This window comes from Pseudomonas sp. NPDC089996 (genome assembly GCF_044748405.1).
Lineage (GTDB): Bacteria > Pseudomonadota > Gammaproteobacteria > Pseudomonadales > Pseudomonadaceae > Aquipseudomonas.
Map to the genome: position 1 here is coordinate 1 of NZ_JBIVGA010000016.1, position 15,953 is coordinate 15,953.

Annotated in this window: 16 protein-coding genes; 11 read left to right on the forward strand and 5 right to left on the reverse strand. The window is 63.9% G+C overall.

Features of this window, described 5'->3' with window-relative positions:
• Positions 1 to 150 precede the first annotated feature (150 nt).
• Positions 151 to 2,193, reverse strand: a complete 2,043-nt coding sequence (locus ACIPW4_RS23020; RefSeq protein ID WP_400661813.1) for a S9 family peptidase — start codon at positions 2,191 to 2,193, stop codon at positions 151 to 153.
• Positions 2,194 to 2,284: 91 nt separating this feature from the next.
• On the opposite strand from ACIPW4_RS23020, the gene ACIPW4_RS23025 reads away from it, so the two are divergent.
• From ACIPW4_RS23025 to ACIPW4_RS23035, 3 genes are read left to right on the forward strand one after another with little or no spacing between them, the layout of a single operon-like run.
• The gene (locus ACIPW4_RS23025; protein WP_400661816.1) at positions 2,285 to 2,782 is read left to right on the forward strand and encodes an MFS transporter; all 498 of its coding nucleotides are present in this window, start codon (positions 2,285 to 2,287) and stop codon (positions 2,780 to 2,782) included.
• A 14-nt stretch (positions 2,783 to 2,796) separates the two neighbouring features.
• Positions 2,797 to 3,570: a class II glutamine amidotransferase gene (locus tag ACIPW4_RS23030; protein WP_400661819.1), complete on the forward strand. Its 774-nt coding sequence runs from the start codon at positions 2,797 to 2,799 to the stop codon at positions 3,568 to 3,570.
• Positions 3,571 to 3,579: 9 nt separating this feature from the next.
• Positions 3,580 to 4,101 (forward strand): DUF2937 family protein, encoded by a 522-nt coding sequence (locus tag ACIPW4_RS23035; RefSeq protein ID WP_110637070.1) that lies wholly within the window; start codon positions 3,580 to 3,582, stop codon positions 4,099 to 4,101.
• Between the two features lie 132 nt (positions 4,102 to 4,233).
• Here the strand turns inward: ACIPW4_RS23035 and ACIPW4_RS23040 are convergent, their stop codons facing one another.
• Positions 4,234 to 5,145 carry a LysR family transcriptional regulator gene (locus tag ACIPW4_RS23040; RefSeq protein WP_400661822.1) on the reverse strand — a complete coding sequence of 304 codons (912 nt, stop codon included), beginning with the start codon at positions 5,143 to 5,145 and terminating at the stop codon, positions 4,234 to 4,236.
• A 129-nt stretch (positions 5,146 to 5,274) separates the two neighbouring features.
• Between ACIPW4_RS23040 and ACIPW4_RS23045 the strand changes: the two genes are divergently transcribed.
• Genes ACIPW4_RS23045 through ACIPW4_RS23060 form a run of 4 tightly spaced genes read left to right on the forward strand, consistent with a single transcriptional unit; the run spans position 5,275 to position 8,947 of the window.
• Entirely contained in the window at positions 5,275 to 6,561 is a 1,287-nt protein-coding gene (locus ACIPW4_RS23045) for an MFS transporter (RefSeq protein WP_400661825.1), read from the forward strand.
• Between the two features lie 9 nt (positions 6,562 to 6,570).
• Positions 6,571 to 7,350 carry a 5-oxoprolinase subunit PxpA gene (locus ACIPW4_RS23050; protein ID WP_400661828.1) on the forward strand — a complete coding sequence of 260 codons (780 nt, stop codon included), beginning with the start codon at positions 6,571 to 6,573 and terminating at the stop codon, positions 7,348 to 7,350.
• Positions 7,347 to 8,033, forward strand: a complete 687-nt coding sequence (pxpB, locus tag ACIPW4_RS23055) for a 5-oxoprolinase subunit PxpB (RefSeq protein ID WP_400661830.1) — start codon at positions 7,347 to 7,349, stop codon at positions 8,031 to 8,033. The genes ACIPW4_RS23050 and pxpB overlap by 4 nt, the downstream gene beginning before the upstream one ends.
• Positions 8,030 to 8,947, forward strand: a complete 918-nt coding sequence (locus ACIPW4_RS23060) for a biotin-dependent carboxyltransferase family protein (protein ID WP_400661832.1) — start codon at positions 8,030 to 8,032, stop codon at positions 8,945 to 8,947. The genes pxpB and ACIPW4_RS23060 overlap by 4 nt, the downstream gene beginning before the upstream one ends.
• A gap of 120 nt (positions 8,948 to 9,067) precedes the next feature.
• On the opposite strand, the gene ACIPW4_RS23065 is transcribed toward ACIPW4_RS23060, so the two are convergent.
• The 3 genes from ACIPW4_RS23065 to ACIPW4_RS23075 form a co-directional block, all read right to left on the reverse strand.
• Positions 9,068 to 10,246: a VWA domain-containing protein gene (locus ACIPW4_RS23065; RefSeq protein WP_400661834.1), complete on the reverse strand. Its 1,179-nt coding sequence runs from the start codon at positions 10,244 to 10,246 to the stop codon at positions 9,068 to 9,070.
• Between the two features lie 13 nt (positions 10,247 to 10,259).
• A complete protein-coding gene (locus ACIPW4_RS23070) occupies positions 10,260 to 11,105 on the reverse strand; it encodes an AAA family ATPase (RefSeq protein WP_400661836.1) in 846 nt (281 codons plus the stop codon).
• Between the two features lie 220 nt (positions 11,106 to 11,325).
• Positions 11,326 to 12,399: a DUF748 domain-containing protein gene (locus tag ACIPW4_RS23075; RefSeq protein WP_400661839.1), complete on the reverse strand. Its 1,074-nt coding sequence runs from the start codon at positions 12,397 to 12,399 to the stop codon at positions 11,326 to 11,328.
• Positions 12,400 to 12,534: 135 nt separating this feature from the next.
• On the opposite strand from ACIPW4_RS23075, the gene cysK reads away from it, so the two are divergent.
• The 4 genes from cysK (at position 12,535) to ACIPW4_RS23095 (ending at position 15,952) form a co-directional block, all read left to right on the forward strand.
• Complete coding sequence (gene cysK, locus ACIPW4_RS23080; RefSeq protein WP_400661842.1) at positions 12,535 to 13,509, forward strand: cysteine synthase A; 975 nt, start codon at positions 12,535 to 12,537, stop codon at positions 13,507 to 13,509.
• Between the two features lie 171 nt (positions 13,510 to 13,680).
• The gene (locus ACIPW4_RS23085; protein WP_400661844.1) at positions 13,681 to 14,616 is read left to right on the forward strand and encodes an aspartyl/asparaginyl beta-hydroxylase domain-containing protein; all 936 of its coding nucleotides are present in this window, start codon (positions 13,681 to 13,683) and stop codon (positions 14,614 to 14,616) included.
• Positions 14,617 to 14,792: 176 nt separating this feature from the next.
• Positions 14,793 to 14,954 carry a hypothetical protein gene (locus ACIPW4_RS23090; RefSeq protein ID WP_400661847.1) on the forward strand — a complete coding sequence of 54 codons (162 nt, stop codon included), beginning with the start codon at positions 14,793 to 14,795 and terminating at the stop codon, positions 14,952 to 14,954.
• Between the two features lie 116 nt (positions 14,955 to 15,070).
• Complete coding sequence (locus tag ACIPW4_RS23095; RefSeq protein WP_400661849.1) at positions 15,071 to 15,952, forward strand: DMT family transporter; 882 nt, start codon at positions 15,071 to 15,073, stop codon at positions 15,950 to 15,952.
• Position 15,953: the final 1 nt, after the last annotated feature.

A 15,953-nucleotide genomic window follows, 5' to 3' on the forward strand; every position in this document is an offset into this window, starting at 1 on the left:
TGACCGCATCAAGCTGAGGCTCAATGGCCTGAGCCCTGTCGAGTACAGGACCCAGGCGGCAGCTTAAAACTGTCCAACTTTTGGGGGGCAGTCCATACCTGTGGGAGCGGCCTTGTGTCGCGAAAGGGGCGCAACGCGCCCCCGGTATTCTCAAGCAATACCCAACTCCCCAAACACAAACGCATACTCAAGCGCCACATCGCGCAGCCCCTGGTACCGCCCGCTCATCCCGCCATGCCCGGCCCCCATCTCGGTCTTGAGCAGCAGCAGGTTGTCGTCGGTCTTGCGCGTGCGCAAACGGGCAACCCACTTGGCCGCCTCCCAGTACTGCACACGGCTGTCGTTGTAGCCGGCCACCACCAGCATGGCCGGATAGGCCTGGGCGCTGACGTTCTCGTAAGGCGCGTAGGCCTTGATGCGCGCGTACACCTCGGGCTCCGCGGGGTTACCCCATTCGTCGTACTCGGTGACGGTCAACGGCAGCTCGGGGTCGAGCATGGTATTGAGCACGTCGACGAACGGTACCTCGGCAATGGCACAGCGGAACAGTTCGGGACGCAGGTTGAGCACCGCGCCCATCAACAGACCGCCGGCGCTGCCGCCGCTGATGGCCAGGCGGTCAGCGGCCGTCACGCCTTTGGCGATCAGGTGTTCGGCGCAGGCGACGAAGTCGCTGAAGGTATTGTGCTTGTGTTCCTGCTTGCCAGCACGGTACCAGGCCTCACCCAGCTCGCCGCCGCCGCGCACATGGGCGATGGCAAAAGCCACGCCGCGCTGCAGCAGGCTCAGGCGGGCGTGGGAGAACCACGGGTCGAGGCTTTCACCGTAGGCGCCGTAGCCATACAGGTAGAGCGGCACGGTCTTGCCTTGGTCTTCGCGGCGGCGCACCAGGCTGATCGGCACCTGGGTACCGTCCGGCGCGGTGGCCCACAGGCGTTCGCTGACGTAATCGTCGGCATCGAACTGGCCCAGTACCGGGGTCTGTTTGAGCACTTGCTGGGCGCCCGTGGCCAGCTTCAGCTGGCGTACCTGGGCCGGGCGGTTGAGCGCTTCATAGCGCAGGCGCACACGGCGGCTGGCGAACTCCAGGCTGTCCTGCACGTACAGGCTGTAGGCCGCATCGGGTAATTCGACCCGGTAGGGAGCCAGCCCCTGCGGGCGCACTTCGATAATCGGCAGGCCACCTTCACGCAGGCTCAGGGTCAGCGCCTCGGCATTCAGGCTCAGGCCCTCGAGCATGACGTCGTCGCGGTGTGGCACCAGCACCTGCCACTGATCGCGGCTGGGTACCGGGGTGGCCGGAGCGTGGTAAAGGGCGAAGTTGATGCCGTCCTGGTTGCTGCGCATGAACCAGCGCCACTGACCGTCGAGCTGGCCGTGGTCAGGGAAGTATTCGTGGCCTTCGACCCGTGGCGCCAGGCAGGTGAACGCGGCCTGCGGTGTTTCGGCGTCCAGCACCCAGGCCTCGCTGGTGGTCTTGCTGTTAAGCAGCAGCACCAGCTGGCGCTCGGAGCTACTGCGGTAGCAGTGCAGGAAGAAGCGGCCGTCGGCCTCTTCGAACACCGTACTCGCATCGGCCTCGCCGAGGGCGTGGCGGCGCAAGCGCCAGGGGCGGTGGGTATCGTCCAGCTCGGCGAAGAACAGCGTCTGGCTGTCGTTGGCCCAAGTCATGCTGCCGTCGCAATCGTCGAAGGGCAGGGCGGTCAGATTGCCGCTGGTCAGGTCCTTGACGTACAGGGTGTAGATCTCGTCGCCACTGGTATCGAGGCTGTAGGCCAGCAGGCGGTGGTCGGGGCTGACGTTGAACGTGCCCAGCGACAGGAAGCCGCCGTTGGCCAGGGCGTTGGGGTCGAGCAGCAGCTGTTCCCGGCTTTCGTCGACCGTGTTGGAATCGTCCGCCGGGCGCGGGCAGCGGTAGTGGCGCGGGTATTCGTCGCCAGCGGTGGTGCGGGTGTAGTACAGGTACGGGCCCCAGGGCGAGGGCAGCGACAGGTCGGTTTCGAGGATGCGGCCCTTTATCTCTTCGAACAACTGCTCACGCAGCGCGGCCTGGTCGGCCAGGCAGGCCTCCTGATAGGTGTTTTCCGCGTGCAGGTAATCGAGCACTTCCTGGGTGTCGCGTTGTTGCAGCCAGGCGTAGGGGTCGGCGGCCTGGTCCTGGCGGGCAATGGGGGGGCGGGGCTTGGTTGGCATCGGAGATCTCTTGACCGGGACAGGGAGACGCTGTCTGCGCCCTGAAAAGTGTTTATCATAGGCATCTATTTGCCTGGCTTGCACGAACACCATGATCGAGAACGACTACACCTTCGCCTGGGGCCTCTACGCGGTCGCCGCCCTGGGTTGTCTGCTGGTGGGCTTCAAACTCACCGGCTGGATGTGGCGCTGGCTGCGTGAACCGCTGCGGGTGATCATCGCCGTGCTGCTGCTGACCCCGACCATCGTCGACCCGGTCAAGGACAGCTTCGCCCCGGCCATTGCCATCACCGCCCTGGACCTGGCCTTCAAGGTCGGCAACAACGCCTGGCGGGCGATTTCCGATATCGCCATGTACGGCATGATCGCTTTCGCCCTTTACATCGTCTTCGTGCTGATCCGCTGGCCGCTGGAAAAGCGCGCCCGCGAGCGGCGCGCGCAAGCCGAAGCAGCCGCCCAGCGACGCGTCGCCGAGGACAACGCCGTCATGACCGATGCGCCCATGGCCGCCGAACGGCGTGACCGTTATCGCAACGATCCACCCCCGGCTGCGCCTGCGGGCGGCGGCCGGGTCGAGCCACGCCTATAGGCGGAGACACGACCATGTGCGAACTGCTGGGCATGAGTGCCAACGTCCCCACCGACATCGTCTTCAGCTTCACCGGCCTGATGCAGCGTGGCGGGCGTACCGGCCCGCACCGCGATGGCTGGGGCATCGGCTTCTACGAAGGGCGCGGCCTGCGCCTGTTCCAGGACCCGGCCGCGAGCAGCGAGTCGGAAGTCGCCAACCTGGTGCAGCGCTACCCGATCAAGAGCGAAGTGGTGATCGGCCATATCCGCCAGGCCAACGTCGGCCGTGTGTGCCTGTCCAATACGCACCCGTTCGTCCGCGAAATGTGGGGCCGCAACTGGTGCTTCGCACACAACGGCCAGCTTGGCGAATTCAAGGGCGAAGCGACCTTCTATCGCCCGGTGGGCGACACCGACAGCGAGGCGGCCTTCTGCGACCTGCTCAACCGCATCCGCGCGGCCTTCCCCGAGCCTGTGGAAGTGGAACAGCTGTTGCCAGTGCTGGTCGAAGCCTGTGCCGAGTATCGCAGCAGAGGCGTGTTCAACTGCCTGCTCAGCGACGGCGACTGGCTGTTCTGCTTCTGCTCGACCAAGCTGGTACACATTACCCGGCGTGCGCCGTTTGGTGCCGCTCGTTTAAAGGATGTCGACCTGATCGTCGATTTTCACACCGAAACCACGCCCAACGACGTGGTAACGGTAATCGCCACCGAGGCCTTGACCGAAAACGAGACCTGGCGGCGCTACGAGCCTGGCCAATGGGGCCTGTGGCGCCACGGAGAGTGCGTTTCGCAAGGCCAGAGCTAAGGACGCTGCATGTTCAGAAGTTACCTGCGGTTGCTGCTGTTCACCTTCGGCCTGTTGGCCGGTATTCAGGTGCCTGGGCTGGTCAAGGACTACAGCCAGCGCGCCGAGGCGCATCTGTTCGAATCGCGCCAGGCGCTGGATGGCTTCAAGCAGACGGCCGAGCGTTTTTTCAATGGTGATCTGCAGGCCTTGGTGCGGCATTACCGGACCAGCGATGACCCGGTATTCCTGAGCGATGCCAACAGCATCGAGAGCCTGCTGATTCGCAATCAGCTGCTGGAAGATGAATGGCAGGCGCTGCAAGGGTCGTGGCTGAGCCGCACCTGGCATGTGCTGGTGCAGCCGGAGCCGCAGCTGCGCGAAGAGACGCTCAAGGGCTACAGCTACCAGATTCTGCTGGTGCCGGAGGCGATCGGCTGGGGCGTGGGGGCCGGGTTTGTGCTGGCGTTCGTGGTCGAGAGCCTGTTGCTGGGGATTGGCTGGGTGATCCTTGGCGGGCGGCGTGGGGCGGTGAAAGAGAGCTGGCGCTGAATTCTCTATTTCCTGTACCGGCCCTTTCGCGGGCAAGCCCGCTCCCACAGAGATATCACCACCTTTGATGCCTGTGCAGTACCTGTGTGCGGGCTTGCCCGCGAAGAGGCCGGTACAGGCAATACAAAGCTGTCAGACCAGCACGATTCTCTGCCCACCCACATCCCGCGCATACCGCTCCAGCACCTGCCGGCACACCCCGACCACCTCATCCACCAAGGCCACCCCCGTCTGCCAGGCCACCACCAGCTCCAGGCTCGGCGGCGGCTGCAAGCCTTCCAGCAACACCAGCTCACCGCGGCTCAACTCGGCATCCACCAACGCCGGTGGCAAGGCGCCAATGCCGAAACCATCACGCAATAACCGGGTAATCGCCGCCACCGAGTTCACACAGTTCAGGCGCGGCGTCTCGGCCCCGGCACCCTGCAACAGGCTGAGCACCTCCTGGTGCGGCCGGGAGTTCTTCGAGAAGGTCACAATCCGCTCGCGGCCCAACTCCGCCAGCGAGGCGAAGTCGCGCTGGTACACCGAGCCTGCCGCCACCACCCAGCCCATCGGGTAGCGTGCCAGGTCCTGGCTGCGGATCGATTGTTCGCGCAACAGGTCAGTCTGCAGGATCACGTCCAGAAAGCCCTTCTGCAGCTGCTCGCGCAGGTTCAGCGCAGTGTCGGCGACCAGTTCGATCTCCACCTGCGGGTAGCGCTCGGTCAACTCCGCGACCAACGCGCTCATCCAGGTGTGGATCACCGTGTCCATCACACCGAGGCGAATGCGCCCGACCTTGGCCCGGTCGCTGTCCAGCGACTGTTTCATGGCCTTGGCGGTGTCGAGCATGCGCTCGGCGTACTCCAGCACCTTGCTGCCTTCCGGCGTCAGGCTGACGCCACGGGAGTCGCGCAGCAGCAGCTTCACGCCAAGGTCAGCCTCCAGCGCGGCAATGCGGCTGGACACCGAAGCCTGGGTGGTGAACAGCTTCTCCGCGGTAAGGCGGAAGCTCTTGAGCCGGGCGACCCAGACGAAGGTTTCGAGGAAACGAAGGTTCATGATCAGTTTTTCTTGTTCCAGACCGGCGGTTTTTCTCGTTGGACGCGGGCGGCACGGCCTCTGAACATGACGCCCAGGCCGCGACGCCCGACGTCGCCCATAAAACAATACCAACAAGCCGAGGCAAGCATGAACCCAAGCGGCGTGCAGCAGCAGGTGCAATCCCCTTCTTCGACCGGGCCGTTCGCCTGGTATCGCGACATCGACCAACAGCAACGGCGCACGTTCTGGAGCTGCAAGATCGGCTATGGCCTGGACGGCATGGACACGCAGATGCTCAGCTTCGTCATCCCGACGCTGATCATGCTGTGGGGTATCACCACCGCCGAAGCGGGGCTGATCCACACCAGCACGCTGATTGCTTCGGCCATCGGTGGCTGGATCGCCGGCATCCTCTCCGACCGCATCGGCCGTGTGCGCACCTTGCAGCTGACGGTACTGTGGTTCGCCTTCTTCACCTTCCTCTGCGGTTTCGCCCAGAACTATGAACAACTGCTGATCGCCCGCACCCTCATGGGCTTCGGTTTCGGCGGCGAGTGGACGGCTGGTGCGGTGCTGATCGGCGAGGTCATCCGTGCCCAGGACCGGGGCAAGGCGGTGGGCATGGTGCAGTCGGGCTGGGCCATCGGCTGGGGTTTGACGGCGATCCTGTATGCGTTGCTGTTCACCTGGCTGCCGCCTGAGCAGGCCTGGCGTGCGTTGTTCCTGCTGGGCCTGGTACCGGCGATCTTCGTGATTTTCGTGCGTCGGCTGGTCAAGGACCCGGAGGTGTATCGCCAGGCCAAGGCCGAGGAAAAGGCCGAGGCGCCGTCGCACTTTTACGAGATCTTCGCCCCGGGCATGCTCTGGACCACCGTGCGCGCCTCGTTGCTGACTACCGGCGCGCTGGGCGGCTACTACGCCATCACCTCCTGGCTGCCGACCTTCCTCAAGAACGAGCGCGGCCTGAGCGTGCTGGGCACCGGCGGTTACCTGGCGATGGTCATCGTCGGTTCCTACATCGGTTATGTGGTCAGCGCTTACCTGTCCGACCTGCTGGGCCGCAAGAAGAACTTCATCCTATTTGCCGTGGGGTCGTTCATCATCGTGCTGCTGTACACACAGCTGCCGGTCAGCGACGGCGTGATGCTGTGGCTGGGTTTCCCGCTGGGCTTCTTCGCTTCGGGCATCTTCAGCGGCATGGGCGCGTTTCTGACCGAGTTGTTCCCTACGCGGGTACGTGGCTCGGGGCAGGGCTTCTGCTACAACATCGGCAAGGTCATCGCCGCGATGTTCCCACTGCTGATCGGTCTGCTGGGCGAGAAGATCCCCTTGGGCCTGGGCATCGGCGTGTTCTCTGCGGTGTCCTATGGCGTGGTGATCGTGGCGGCGCTGAGCCTGCCGGAAACACGCGGCAAACACCTTCAGGCGCGGTAAGGTAGGCCTATGAACATCGACACGGGAGCACGCCAGGTGAAACCCCTGCTACTCAATTGCGACATGGGCGAGAGTTACGGCAACTGGCGCATGGGCCTGGACGCCGAGGTGATGCCCTACATCGACTGCGCCAACATCGCCTGCGGTTATCACGCCGGCGACCCAGGCATCATGCGCCGCACCGTGGCCATGGCGCTGGAGCACGGCGTGACCATCGGCGCGCACCCGGCCTATCCGGACCTGGTCGGCTTCGGCCGCCGCTCGATGGCCTGCAGCCCTGAAGAAATCCGCGACCTGCTGCACTACCAGATCGGTGCCCTGGATGGCATCTGCAAGGTGCTCGGCGGCCGCGTGGCCTACGTGAAGCCCCACGGCGCGCTGTACAACGACATGATGGCCGACCCGCTCAAACTGCGTACGGTGCTGGAAGCCGTGGCGGCCTATGACAGTGGCCTGCCGTTGATGCTCATGGCCACTGCCGACAACAGCGCGGCCCAGGCCCTGGGCGATGAAGTCGGCGTGCCGCTGTGGTTCGAAGCTTTCGCCGACCGCGCCTACACCGCTAGCGGTCATCTGGTTTCGCGGCGCCTGCCGGGCGCAGTGCACCACGATCCGGCCTTGGTGGTCGAACAGGCACTGCACCTGGCCCGCGGCGAAGCACTGGTGGCGAATGATGGCAGCGCGTTGAAGCTGGCAGCCAGCACCCTGTGCGTGCATGGCGACAACGACAGCTCGGTAGCGGCCGTGCGGCAGATCCGCCAGGCCCTCGAAGCGCTGGAGGCGCGATGAAGCTGCGTATCGAAATCGTGGCCATCGACAGCCTGATGGTGCGCCTGTTCGACCGTATCGACGAAGCCAACATGCCGTGGATGCTTGCCGCCAGCCGGCGCCTGAGCGCGGCGTTCGGCGTGCACCTGGTGGACCTGGTGCCGTCCTACACCACGCTGATGCTGCAATCCGACCTGCCACCGGGCGAGGCGAGGGCGCTGATCACCCAGGCGCTGGACGGGTTGCAGCCGGACACCGGTAACGGTGGTCGGCGCCATGAAATCCCGGTGTGGTACGACGCCAGCGTCGGCCCGGAACTGCCCGTGCTCGCAGCACGCAGCGGGCTCAGCGAAGCCGAGGTGATCCGCCTGCACAGCGAGCGCGAATACCCGGTATTTGCCCTGGGTTTCGCCCCCGGTTTCGGCTTCATGGGGCTGGTCGACGAGCGCCTGGCCAGCCCCCGCCTGAGCACCCCGCGCAAGCGCGTGGCGGCCGGCAGCGTGGGTATCGCCGAGCGCCAGACGGCGGCATACCCGGCGGTGTCGCCGGGCGGCTGGAACCTGATCGGGCGCACACCGGTGCGGCTGTTCGACCGCGAACGCGAGGGCTGCAGCCTGCTGCAGCCGGGCGACCGAGTGCGCTTCGTGGCGGTATCGCGTGACGAATTCCTGGCCCTGGACGGCGATGTGGAGGCGCAAGGATGAATCAGTTGAAGATCGAGGCCAGTACCGCGCTATGCCAGTTGCAGGACGACGGGCGCTTTGGCGTGCGGCACCTCGGCGTAACCCAGGGCGGGGCGCTGGACTGGGTGGCGATGCACTGGGCCAACTGGCTGCTGGGCAACCCGCTGGGAGTGCCGGTGGTCGAAGTTGCTCTGGGTGGTTTCAGCGTGGTGGCTGAGCAGGACTGCGTGCTGGCGCTGGCCGGTGCCGACCTGGATGCACGGGTGGATGATCAGCCATTGCTGCCGTGGCGCAGCTTCAGGCTGGCCAAAGGGCAGCGCTTGACCCTGAAGCAGCCCAGACAAGGTGTGCGGGCCTACCTGGCAGCTCCGGGCGGGTTCCTTGGTGAGGATGTGTTGGGCAGCTGTGCGACGGTCGTGCGCGAAGAACTGGGGGGTGTCGATGGGCGAGGATCGGCGCTAGGGAAGGGACAGATGTTGTCTTTTGCCGGTGATTCGCCGGCCTTGCGCGAAGTCCCGGCAGCCGAGTGCCCGCGCTATGCGGTCAAGCCCGTGCTCGATCTGGTGATGGGCGCGCAGATCGGCGATTTCAGCGGGATAAGCCTGTTCGAGGCGTTCAACCGTGAATGGACGCTGGACAGCCGGGCCGACCGCATGGGCATCCGCTTGCTGGGGCCAGAGCTGGTTTACCAGGGCACGCCGATGATTTCCGAAGGCATTCCATTGGGGGCTGTGCAGGTGCCACCGGACGGGCAACCGATCGTGTTGCTCAATGATCGGCAGACCATTGGTGGCTACCCGCGGCTGGGGGCGTTGACGCCGTTGGCGTTGGCGCAACTGGCGCAGTGCATGCCGGGGGCGGTGGTGCGGTTCAGGGCTGTGGTGCAGGACGAGGCGTGGCGGGAGCAGCAGGCTTATGGGCGGCGTTGGCTTTGAGATTTTGGGGCTGCTTTGCAGCCCTTTCGCGACACAAGGCCGCTCCTACAGTAGTGCGCGATTTCCTGTAGGAGCGGCCTTGTGTCGCGAAAGGGCCGCAAAGCGGCCCCTGGGCATTAGCTATTTGGACAGGTATCGCATCCCTTCCTCCAACCCTTGCAAGGTCAGAGGATACATCTTGTCCTCGATCAGATCCCGCATCAGATGGGTCGACGCGGTGTAGTCCCAGGCCTGCTTGGGATACGGGTTGATCCAGATGATTTTCCTGAATTTCTCCATGAAGCGCTGTATCCACACATACCCCGCCTCTTCGTTCCAGTGCTCGACGCTGCCCCCCGGCTGGGTGATCTCGTACGGCGCCATGGCCGCATCGCCGACGAAGATCACCTTGTAGTCATCGCCATACTTGTGCAGCAGGTCGAAGGTGGAAAACCGCTCCGAGGTGCGGCGCAGGTTGTTCTTCCACACCGACTCGTACACGCAGTTGTGGAAGTAGTAATACTCAAGGTGCTTGAACTCGGTCTTGCAGGCCGAGAACAGCTCTTCGCAGACCTTGACGTGGGCGTCCATCGAGCCGCCGATGTCGAACAGCAACAGCAGCTTCACCGTATTGCGCCGCTCCGGGCGCATCTGGATGTTCAGCAGCCCTGCGTCACGCGCGGTGTGGTCGATGGTGCCGTCGATGTCCAGCTCTTCGGCGGCGCCTTCGCGGGCGAACTTGCGCAGCCGGCGCAGGGCCAGCTTGATGTTGCGCGTGCCCAGTTCGACCTGGTCGTCGAGGTTCTTGTACTCGCGCTGGTCCCAGACTTTCACGGCCTTGCCCTGGCGCTTGCCCGCCTCGCCGACGCGGATGCCTTCGGGGTTGAAGCCGCCCGAGCCGAACGGGCTGGTGCCGCCGGTGCCGATCCATTTGTTGCCACCGGCGTGGCGTTCCTTCTGCTCTTCGAGGCGCTTCTTGAATGCCTCTAACAGCTTGTCCAGGCCGCCCAGCGACTGGATCTGCGCACGTTCCTCATCGCTCAGTGAGCGCTCGAACTCTTTGCGCAGCCAGTCTTCCGGGATCAGTGCCTCAATGTGCTGATCGAGGTTTTCCAGCCCCTTGAAGTAGGCGCCGAAGGCCCGGTCGAACTTGTCGAAGTGGCGCTCGTCCTTCACCAGGATGGCGCGAGCCAGGTAGTAGAACGCGTCCATGTCGGCGAACACCACGCCTTTTTGCAGGGCGTGGTGCAGGTCGAGCAGTTCGCGTACCGACACCGGCACGTTCGCCGCGCGCATTTCATTGAACAGGTTGAGCAGCATGGCCCGGCTCCTGTCAGCGGTTGCCGCGCCGGCTCATGAAGGCCAGGCGCTCGAGCAGTTGCACGTCCTGCTCGTTCTTGACCAGGGCACCGGCCAGTGGCGGGATGGCCTTGGTCGGGTCACGTTCGCGCAGCACGGCTTCGCCGATGTGGTCTGCCATCAACAGCTTGAGCCAGTCCACCAGCTCGGAGGTGGAGGGCTTTTTCTTCAGGCCCGGCACCTTGCGTACGTCGAAGAACACGTCCAGGGCCTCGCTCACCAGCGACTGGCTGATGTTCGGGTAGTGCACGTCGACGATCTGCTGCAGGGTGCCGCGGTCAGGGAAGGCGATGTAGTGGAAGAAGCAGCGGCGCAAGAAGGCGTCGGGCAGCTCTTTTTCGTTGTTGGAGGTGATGATGATGATCGGGCGCTGTTTCGCCTTGATGGTCTCGTCGATTTCGTAGACGTAGAACTCCATCTTGTCGAGTTCCTGCAGCAGGTCGTTGGGGAACTCGATGTCGGCCTTGTCGATCTCGTCGATCAGCAAGATCACCCGCTCATCGGCCTCGAAGGCCTCCCACAGCTTGCCCTTCTTCAAGTAGTTGCGCACGTCGTGGACCTTGTCCACGCCCAGCTGCGAGTCGCGCAGGCGGCTGACCGCGTCGTACTCGTAGAGACCCTGGTGGGCCTTGGTGGTGGACTTGATATGCCAGGTGATCAGGCGTGCGCCGAACGAGGCGGCGAGTTGCTCGGCGAGCATGGTCTTGCCGGTGCCGGGTTCGCCCTTGACCAGCAGCGGGCGTTCGAGGGTGATGGCCGCGTTGACCGCCAGTTTCAGGTCGTCTGTGGCGACGTAGTCGCGGGTGCCTTCGAACTTCATGGGTCTGTCCTCTGCCTTAAGCCTGTTCGGGCCTCTTCGTGGGCACGCCCGCTCCCACGGGTACTGCACAAACTTCTGGATTTGTGGGGTACCTGTGGGAGCGGGCATGCCCGCGAAAGGCCCAACACCTGTTTTCGATTTGTTACCGACTATAACGCGGGGTTGCGCAGCTGGAAACGCAGACCGGGCATTCAGTCCCTGAATGGCCCGTCACGCCCGCTCAGTCGGATTTGGGCGGCGGCTGCTCGTAGCGCGCGTTGAAGGCCTGGATGAAACCGTTGCGCAGGATCTGCAAGAACGCCTCGAAGGCGCTGATATTCTGCTTGTGTACGCTGCCGCTGAGTTCCACGCGGGTGGCGAACTGGTTCTTCGGCTGGTTCTTCAGCACGGTTTCGGTGGCACCCACCACGGCTTCCCAGATCGAGCGAAAAAAGCCTTTATCCTTCTCTTGCACATCCTGCTGCCAGTCGAACACATCCACATCGCGCAGCAATGGCTTGATGTAGCCATGCAGCCGGCCATCCTCGGCCTGGGCCTCGATCACCACGTCGCCATGCCCGGCATTGAAGTCGAATTTTCCGTAGGCACTGGCAAAATCGTTGAGCTTGCGCAGTTCGATGCCCGTGGCGCGCAAGCGAAACTCGAAGTCGTCGAAATCACTGAACGGGTCGAAGGTCGCGCGGCTTTCGACCTTGGCATCACCTGCGATCAGCGCGGTAGCGTCGAAGCTCGCGTCGCGCCGGCCCTTTTCGTCGCGCACATTGGTCAGGTTGCGGATGTCGGCATCGAGCCGGGTTGCCTTGAGGTCGACCGGTGGCCTGGAATTGAAGTTGCGAAAGGTCAGGGTGCCGTTTTCGATGTGCACTTCGTTGAGGGTGATCGGCAGCAGTTTTTCCAGCTGCTGGCGCCAGTCGGTGCCCTGGCCGGTCTGTGACGCCTGCTTGCTGCCGCCATCGACAAAGTTGAGTTCGGGGCGCAGGAAGGTCACCTTGGCCACCACGGCCTGGTCGTAGATCAGCGAATGCCAGCTCACCGACAGGTCGATCAGCGGCGCATCCAGCAGCGGCACCGGTACCTTGCCGGTGGTCTTGACGATCTTCAGGCCATTGATCTGGTACGCGCCGCGCCACCACGCCAGGTCGACGTCGGCCACCTGGCCGCGGTATTCGCCCATGTCGGCGAGCTTGTCGTTCAGGTAATCGCGCACCAGGTAGGGCAGGGCCAGCTGCAAGGCCACCAGCAGCACGATCAGGCTGGTCAGGGCAATCAGTGGCCAGCGATAGCGGGCTTTCATCGCGGGGCTCTCCGGGGCGGGATGCACGGTTGACCGCAGCCAAAGCCTGGTAGTTCGAACAGGCTTTACTGGCCACCGGGGCGGGCTTACCCTTTAAGTCTTTCCCTGCCGTTTCTCATGTTCAAGGACCCTGCCATGAGCCGTATCTACGCAGACAACGCCCATTCCATCGGCAACACGCCGCTGGTGCAGATCAACCGCATCGCCCCACGCGGGGTGACCATCCTCGCCAAGATCGAGGGGCGCAACCCGGGCTACTCGGTCAAGTGCCGGATCGGCGCGAACATGGTCTGGGACGCCGAGAGCAACGGCAAGCTCAAACCGGGCATGACCATCGTCGAGCCGACCTCGGGCAACACCGGTATCGGCCTGGCCTTCGTCGCTGCTGCCCGTGGCTACAAGCTGATTCTTACCATGCCGGCCTCCATGAGCCTGGAACGGCGCAAGGTGCTCAAGGCGCTGGGCGCAGAGCTGGTGCTGACCGACCCGGCCAAGGGCATGAAAGGCGCCATCGAGAAGGCCAGCGAAATCGTCGCCAGCGACCCTGCCCAGTATTTCCTGCCGGGCCAGTTCGAAAACCCGGCCAACCCGGCGATCCACGAAAAGACCACCGGGCCGGAGATCTGGAACGACACTGACGGCGCGGTGGACGTGCTGGTGGCTGGCGTGGGTACCGGCGGCACCATTACCGGCGTGTCGCGCTATATCAAGCACACCCAGGGCAAATCGATCCTGTCGGTGGCGGTCGAGCCGGTGGCTTCGCCGCTGATCAGCCAGACCCTTGCCGGCGAAGAGCTCAAGCCAAGCCCGCACAAGATCCAGGGCATCGGTGCCGGCTTCGTGCCGAAAAACCTCGACCTGTCGATCGTCGACCAGGTCGAGACCGTGACCGACGAAGAGTCCAAGGCCATGGCCATTCGCCTGATGCAGGAAGAGGGCATCCTGTGCGGTATTTCCTGTGGAGCGGCCATGGCAGCTGCAGTGCGCCTGGCCGAAAAGCCGGAGATGCAGGGTAAGACCATCGTCGTAATCCTGCCCGACTCGGGCGAGCGTTACCTGTCCAGCATGCTGTTCAGCGACCTCTTCAGCGAGCAGGAAAACCAGCAGTAATCAGCCCTGCCGCTGATCCGGCGCAACATTCGGCGGCCTGGTTCATTGCAAAATCTTCATGACACAGATCCCGCCCGGGTTGTTTTTACCTGGGCGGGATGGGTTTATGATGGCCGGATGATTTTCCGGGAGCAGGCAGCGCTGGCCTGCTCTTTTTCCAAGGAGTGTTGCATGACCTTTTCCTTCCTCGCCAAGGCGGGTGTCCTGCTGGTGTTCTTCGGCAGCGTGCTGTACGTGCACCTGCGCGGAAAGGCGCGCCTGCCGGTACTGCGCCAGTTCGTCAACCATTCGGCGCTGTTCGCTCCTTATAACAGCCTGATGTACCTGTTCTCCGGTGTGCCGTCCAAACCTTACCTGGACCGCCAGCGGTTCCCCGAACTCGACGTGCTCAAGGACAACTGGCAGGTGATCCGCGAAGAGGCCATGCGCCTGTTCGACGAGGGCTACATCCGCGCTGCCGAGAAGGACAACGATGCCGGCTTCGGTTCCTTCTTCAAGAAAGGCTGGAAGCGCTTCTACCTGAAGTGGTACGACAAGCCGCTGCCGTCTGCCGAAGCCCTGTGCCCGAAAACCGTCGAGCTGGTCAGCAGCATTCCCAACGTCAAGGGGGCGATGTTCGCCCTGCTGCCAGGTGGCAGCCACCTGAACCCGCACCGTGACCCGTTCGCCGGTTCGCTGCGTTACCACCTGGGCCTGTCGACCCCCAATTCGGACGCCTGCCGCATCTACGTCGATGGCGAGGAATACGCCTGGCGTGACGGCGAGGACGTGATGTTCGACGAAACCTACGTGCACTGGGTGAAGAACGAAACCGACGTGACCCGGGTGATCCTGTTCTGCGACATCGAGCGCCCGCTGAGCAGCCCGCTGATGACCCGCCTCAACCGCAAGGTCAGCGCCTTCCTCGGCCGTGCCACCGCGCCGCAGAATACCGATGACGAGCGTGTTGGCGGGATCAACCAGGCGTATGCCTGGAGTAAGCGCTTCAGCAACAAGATCAGTACCCGCATGAAGCAGTTCAAGCGCGCCAACCCCAAGGCCTATCGCATCCTGCGGCCGGTGCTGGCGGTGGTGGTGGCTTACGTGCTGTACCGCTGGTTGTTCTGATTGCAGGCCCGGCCCTTTCGCGGGGCAAGCCCGCTCCCACAGGTACATCACAAGCCTCAGGACTGTGTGATCACTGTAGGAGCGGGCTTGCCCGCGAAGAGGCCGGAACAGGCTATTGCCCATCTCAAGATTCACCGCTATATTCCGAAACACTTCTCTTCCCTGAAGACCCGATCATGCCAGCCATCCCTTCCACCACCAGCTTTGCCATCGCGCCAGTCGCGGGCATGGTCGTGCGTGGCAGTCAGCAGCCGGCCATGATCAGTCACTACCCACCACCTGTCAGTGGCGTTGTAGGCGGCGTAGCTCCGCCTCCTTGCGTTGTCGTGCTGGACTGATCGGCTTCTGGCCGCATCCCTTCGCACCTGCAACCTACTGAACACGGTCGGCACCTTCCCTCGCTGAAGTTCACGCCCGCCGTCTGGCTTTTTCGCCTCATATCAGGTGGCAATACATGTCTGTCTTCAACAAAGCATCCGTGGCCTCGGCGGCCACTACCAGCCTGTTCGTCCTGCTCTGGAGCAGCGGCGCAATCGTTTCCAAGCTTGGCCTGGCCCATGCCAGCCCCTTCGCCTTCCTGCTGCTGCGCTCGGCGCTCGCCCTGACCGGCCTGCTGTTGATCGGCCCGATGCTCGGCTTGCGCTGGCCGCGCAGCAGGGGTGCGATCCTGCGTGCCCTGGGCACCGGCTGCGTGCTGCTTGGCGCCTACCAGATCTTCTACCTGCTGGCACTCAACACCCATGTCACCCCCGGCGTGATGGCCACGGTGATGGGCGTGCAACCGATCCTCACCGTGGTGCTGATGGAGCGCCAGCGCTCCTGGAGCCGGCTGTTCGGCCTGGGACTTGGGCTTGGTGGGCTGGTGATGGTGGTGTATCAGGGGATCAACCTGGGCGGTGTATCACTGCTCGGCATGCTGTTCGCCCTGTTGGCGCTGGCCAGCATGACCTTTGGTTCGATCCTGCAGAAGCGCATTACCGACAACCCGATGGGCACCCTGCCGTTGCAGTACATCGCCGGCTTCGCCATGTGCGCGGTGTTCGCGCCGCTGCAGCCGCTGCACGTGGAGTGGGCCGGCGGTTTTGTCGGGGCGCTGCTGTGGATGGGGCTGGTGGTGTCGCTGCTGGCCACCTTGCTGCTGTACCGGCTGATCGCCAAGGGTAACCTGGTCAATGTCACCAGCCTGTTCTATCTGGTGCCAGCGGTGACTGCAGTGATGGATTTCCTGATCTTCGGTAACCGCCTGGCGCCGCTGAGCCTGCTGGGCATGGGGCTGATCGTGGTCGGCTTGCTGTTCGTGTTCCGCAAGCCTGCCGCGCGGCTGGCCGAGGCGTAAG

Coding starts and splice junctions, on each gene's coding strand:
- ACIPW4_RS23030 (WP_400661819.1), top strand. CDS start 2,797: ATGTGCGAACTGCTGGGCATGAGTGCCAACGTCCCCACCGACATCGTC.
- ACIPW4_RS23045 (WP_400661825.1), top strand. CDS start 5,275: ATGAACCCAAGCGGCGTGCAGCAGCAGGTGCAATCCCCTTCTTCGACC.
- ACIPW4_RS23025 (WP_400661816.1), top strand. CDS start 2,285: ATGATCGAGAACGACTACACCTTCGCCTGGGGCCTCTACGCGGTCGCC.
- ACIPW4_RS23095 (WP_400661849.1), top strand. CDS start 15,071: ATGTCTGTCTTCAACAAAGCATCCGTGGCCTCGGCGGCCACTACCAGC.
- ACIPW4_RS23075 (WP_400661839.1), bottom strand. CDS start 12,399: ATGAAAGCCCGCTATCGCTGGCCACTGATTGCCCTGACCAGCCTGATC.
- ACIPW4_RS23090 (WP_400661847.1), top strand. CDS start 14,793: ATGCCAGCCATCCCTTCCACCACCAGCTTTGCCATCGCGCCAGTCGCG.
- ACIPW4_RS23085 (WP_400661844.1), top strand. CDS start 13,681: ATGACCTTTTCCTTCCTCGCCAAGGCGGGTGTCCTGCTGGTGTTCTTC.
- ACIPW4_RS23060 (WP_400661832.1), top strand. CDS start 8,030: ATGAATCAGTTGAAGATCGAGGCCAGTACCGCGCTATGCCAGTTGCAG.
- ACIPW4_RS23035 (WP_110637070.1), top strand. CDS start 3,580: ATGTTCAGAAGTTACCTGCGGTTGCTGCTGTTCACCTTCGGCCTGTTG.
- cysK (WP_400661842.1), top strand. CDS start 12,535: ATGAGCCGTATCTACGCAGACAACGCCCATTCCATCGGCAACACGCCG.
- pxpB (WP_400661830.1), top strand. CDS start 7,347: ATGAAGCTGCGTATCGAAATCGTGGCCATCGACAGCCTGATGGTGCGC.
- ACIPW4_RS23050 (WP_400661828.1), top strand. CDS start 6,571: ATGAACATCGACACGGGAGCACGCCAGGTGAAACCCCTGCTACTCAAT.
- ACIPW4_RS23040 (WP_400661822.1), bottom strand. CDS start 5,145: ATGAACCTTCGTTTCCTCGAAACCTTCGTCTGGGTCGCCCGGCTCAAG.
- ACIPW4_RS23020 (WP_400661813.1), bottom strand. CDS start 2,193: ATGCCAACCAAGCCCCGCCCCCCCATTGCCCGCCAGGACCAGGCCGCC.
- ACIPW4_RS23070 (WP_400661836.1), bottom strand. CDS start 11,105: ATGAAGTTCGAAGGCACCCGCGACTACGTCGCCACAGACGACCTGAAA.
- ACIPW4_RS23065 (WP_400661834.1), bottom strand. CDS start 10,246: ATGCTGCTCAACCTGTTCAATGAAATGCGCGCGGCGAACGTGCCGGTG.